Origin of the sequence: Scytonema hankhaensis NUACC26, assembly GCF_045865695.1 — a bacterium.
Lineage (GTDB): Bacteria > Cyanobacteriota > Cyanobacteriia > Cyanobacteriales > Nostocaceae > Scytonema.
On record NZ_BAACAP010000015.1, the window covers coordinates 1 to 3,579 of the forward strand.

Below are 3,579 nucleotides of genomic sequence, written 5' to 3' on the forward strand. Positions count from 1 at the left end.
CATCTTGGAAGGACATCTGGAAGCGGAAAGTACCATCTGGATTCAGTTTAATTGGACGACCGCCAATTGTTACAGTCGCATCAGGTTCAGTTGCACCGTAAACAATCAATTCAGCATCAGCAATTAACCAGAACTTGCGAGGACGCATGGGTACGTCGCCAGAGAAGCCAGCACCAGATGCAAACATACCGATACCAGATTCTGTCAAGCCGGACACAGTAGGCACTGCCCACATACCGACGCCAGAGGGGAAGACGTAGGAACTGATGGCTTGCTGTGGAACCACAGAGCCAGGAACGTGTTGCATGGAACCAAACACAGAGCCTGCAACCCGTAAAGCTTCGGCAGACTCCGCCAAGCCAAAGATTTGGTCGTAAATTGCGTTGCCATTGGTTGCAGTACCAGCAGCAGCAGCAGCAACTTTCTTGGCAGGAGGAACGAGTTCGTAGAAGGTTTTGCCGCGCAAATCTTCCTCAAAGTTGACAGTGATGAAGGCATCTTCAATCCAGTCAGAAGGATAGACAGGAGGAACGTGGACGGGTGCAGAACGAGCTAGGACTAACCAACGACCATCACCACAACGATAACCAATGTCAATTACGTAGTCGCGATCGCTAACTGGAACGGGAAGATACCATTCCCTTGCTAGCTCATCACAAGGATATTCTTGGATGCTGTGAGGGCTTTGATAATCCAAGCTGACATCGGTGACATCATAGATCCGGAGAGCTAATTGTTGTCCGCCTTGACGACGCAATTCTTCTTTATGGTCATTAGGAATATCCCAGTAGGTATAAGCCCACTGAGGATCGCGAGGCATGAGGACAATACGACTTTCTCCATAACCTGCAGGCAGATCCGGGAGTCCTTCATCAACATCAGAAAGAGTTCCACCAGTACGATCTACCTGACCTAACTCAAATTTAGCTGCTTCCACGGTTTCCTGTGCCTCCAGTGAACGAGATTGGCTGAGAGAAACTTTACTGCGCTGGACTTCTTGAATTGCTGCCAGCAATTGCGATTTCCGCATTCTGCTATATCGGGAGATGGCATACTCGCTAGCTACTCTACGTAGCTGCCGCAACGTCATCTCTTCTAGTGGTGGGCGTTCTTTTGCCATGATTTTGGCCTCCAGTCGTTTGAAAGGTTCTTAATATCCCCTGGTTAAACGCGGCTATATTGTGCCATCAAAACCCAGATGAACTTCTTAATTCCTGACTCCTGGTTTTGCCGAGTTTTCTAACTTTACAAGCGTGTTTTTTTAAATTGCAGGTCAAAAAATTTTTCCCAGATAACCCACATTCGGTATGTGGAATGGAAAGCACGACGGAGAAGATTTACGCTTCTTTTCCCTAGTGTTGAGGCTATTGCTTCTTCTTTTATATGAGAATTAAATGCGATATGCCAAAACCTTAAGGCGTGACTTCCCACTCCGACGCTGGTCTAAACCTGAATTAATAGCCCGAACCTGCAAACTTGAAATGCACAGATACGCTGTAGTATATTGCTATACTTCTCAAACACGACCTTGCAAAAAGATAAGCTTGCCAGATTCAGAATTTCACCTAGCTCCCGACCTTAGTCGTGAGGTTCTCGACCAGGGTCTAAAGACTCCTTTCCTATTCCCTACTATGCCAAAATCAGCACATTTTTCTTCGGGAGTAGAGGAACCTTTGTTAAGTGAATATTAGCTAATAACCCCCTGTAGGGATCAAGGGGGTTCGCGATACACTTTTACCTTTTCTACGGATTTATTACCTATTCGGGGATCGCTATGTCATGAAAACATGATATTCAACTTGTTGGGGAGCGTTTTTAGTATCAAATAGCTATGTTTATGTCATAAAATCATGACATTTAGGGAAAGTACCGCGATCCCTCCCAGAAAAATGAGGCGGGATCGGATTGTGAAGATCCAAACACTTGTAGCTAGATAGCTGCACAGCTCTATTTATACCCCGAAGTTGATTTTATTCGTAAAGGCTATCGCCGCAGTGTATGTGGTGTGCATAGCATCTATTACCGCATTGAAAATGATGTGGTTGAAATCATGGCAATTCTTAGAAGCCAAGATACAGACACATCTCTTGCAACCACAAAACCAATCTACAAATTTCACACTAAGAACTGTCGCAATTCTTTATTTCAGCTTGGTATAAGTAGGAATAGTCAAACTAATCTTGTATGCTGAAATAAGTATTTGTCTTTATTAAAGAATAGAACGGCGTTGACAGCCATTTTCTAAGAACCTCACCAAGGTAGGCTTATATTGCCATGAAACCCAAAGACGAACTTAGACATTTACAGTTTGGTGCTTTACAAGATGATACGGTGGAGGGAGTTGCACTATTACTGTTCAAGGTTCACTGTCGAGGTAATGCGAGTGTCGTCTTACAAAATTGTCGCGAAATTCTTGGGATAGTACTCCAACAGTACGAAACGGTTTGGTTATCCGAAGACGAATGGAGAAAGAAACTACCGGATTGGTTTGTTAAAACCTGTGCGCCTGAACGCACTTTGGAAGAGGAGGAGGAAGATTTAATCAGATGGCACACGCTTTCCCACAAACAACAACAAATTCAAGAGGAAGAAGAAAAATGGTCTGTAATGGATTGGATTAGCTGGTTTGAATCTAGCGATGACCCCTTTAACCAACGCACATGGTTTTGGTGGGATGCATTTGTTTGGGAACCTGATTTGCTACTAGTTGTTATAGAAGTAGTAGACCTTCCAGTGCCAGTAGGCTCGATGGTTTGGTTATTAAGAGCATCAGGAGCATTGAAGGTAGAAGAAGCAGAATTAGCAGAAGCCTTTTTTTCTTTTCCTGCTAGATGAAGACGATATTTTGCCTCAAGGTTTGTCCAGAACTCAGGAGAATTCCCTAAAGCTTGGGAGAGTTCAATAGCTATTTCTGATGTAATTTGCTTACTTCCTCGGATAATTTCGTTGATGGTTTGAACTGGACAACTCATAATTTCTACTAAATCTTTCGGTGTCCAGCCACGTGCTTCTAATTCTCTAGATGAAATTTTTACTGGTGTTGGTACTCTCACTAATGTTAGCTTCTGGTTTATATAGATTCTCAGATTCTCTTGCAATATATATGATACAATTTTTTTCGGTTCTGCTTGTTTATATCTATAAAAATCTTAATAAGAAATCCTTTATAAGGTGAATATTAAATTGAAAAACGTATTGTGTAGGTTGGTAAAACGAAATGAAATCCAATACTTCGATTAAAGGAAACTCCATAATTCAATTAAATGTTGGGTTTCGTTATAATTCAATTAAATGTTGGGTTTCGTTATAATTCAATTAAATGTTGGGTTTCGTTATAATTCAATTAAATGTTGGGTTTCGTTATAATTCAATTAAATGTTGGGTTTCGTTATAATTCAATTAAATGTTGGGTTTCGTTATAATTCAATTAAATGTTGGGTTTCGTTATAATTCAATTAAATGTTGGGTTTCGTTATAATTCAATTAAATGTTGGGTTTCGTTATAATTCAATTAAATGTTGGGTTTCGTTATAATTCAATTAAATGTTGGGTTTCGTTATAATTCAATTAAATGTTGGG

At 41.2% G+C, this 3,579-nt stretch carries 2 protein-coding genes and 1 pseudogene; 1 reads left to right on the top strand and 2 read right to left on the bottom strand.

All coding sequences use genetic code 11. The annotated features are described in order from the left end of the window. Positions 1 to 1,120 (bottom strand): DUF4912 domain-containing protein (locus ACKTT2_RS00175; RefSeq protein ID WP_407882770.1); only part of this gene is annotated, 1,120 nt, incomplete at its 3' end. Between the two features lie 1,154 nt (positions 1,121 to 2,274). Between ACKTT2_RS00175 and ACKTT2_RS00180 the strand changes: the two genes are divergently transcribed. After that, positions 2,275 to 2,835 (top strand): hypothetical protein, encoded by a 561-nt coding sequence (locus ACKTT2_RS00180; RefSeq protein WP_407882772.1) that lies wholly within the window; start codon positions 2,275 to 2,277, stop codon positions 2,833 to 2,835. Between the two features lie 41 nt (positions 2,836 to 2,876). Here ACKTT2_RS00180 and ACKTT2_RS00185 read toward each other — a convergent pair. Further along, positions 2,877 to 3,053: pseudogene (locus ACKTT2_RS00185) on the bottom strand (helix-turn-helix transcriptional regulator); the annotation flags it as partial. Positions 3,054 to 3,579 lie beyond the last annotated feature (526 nt).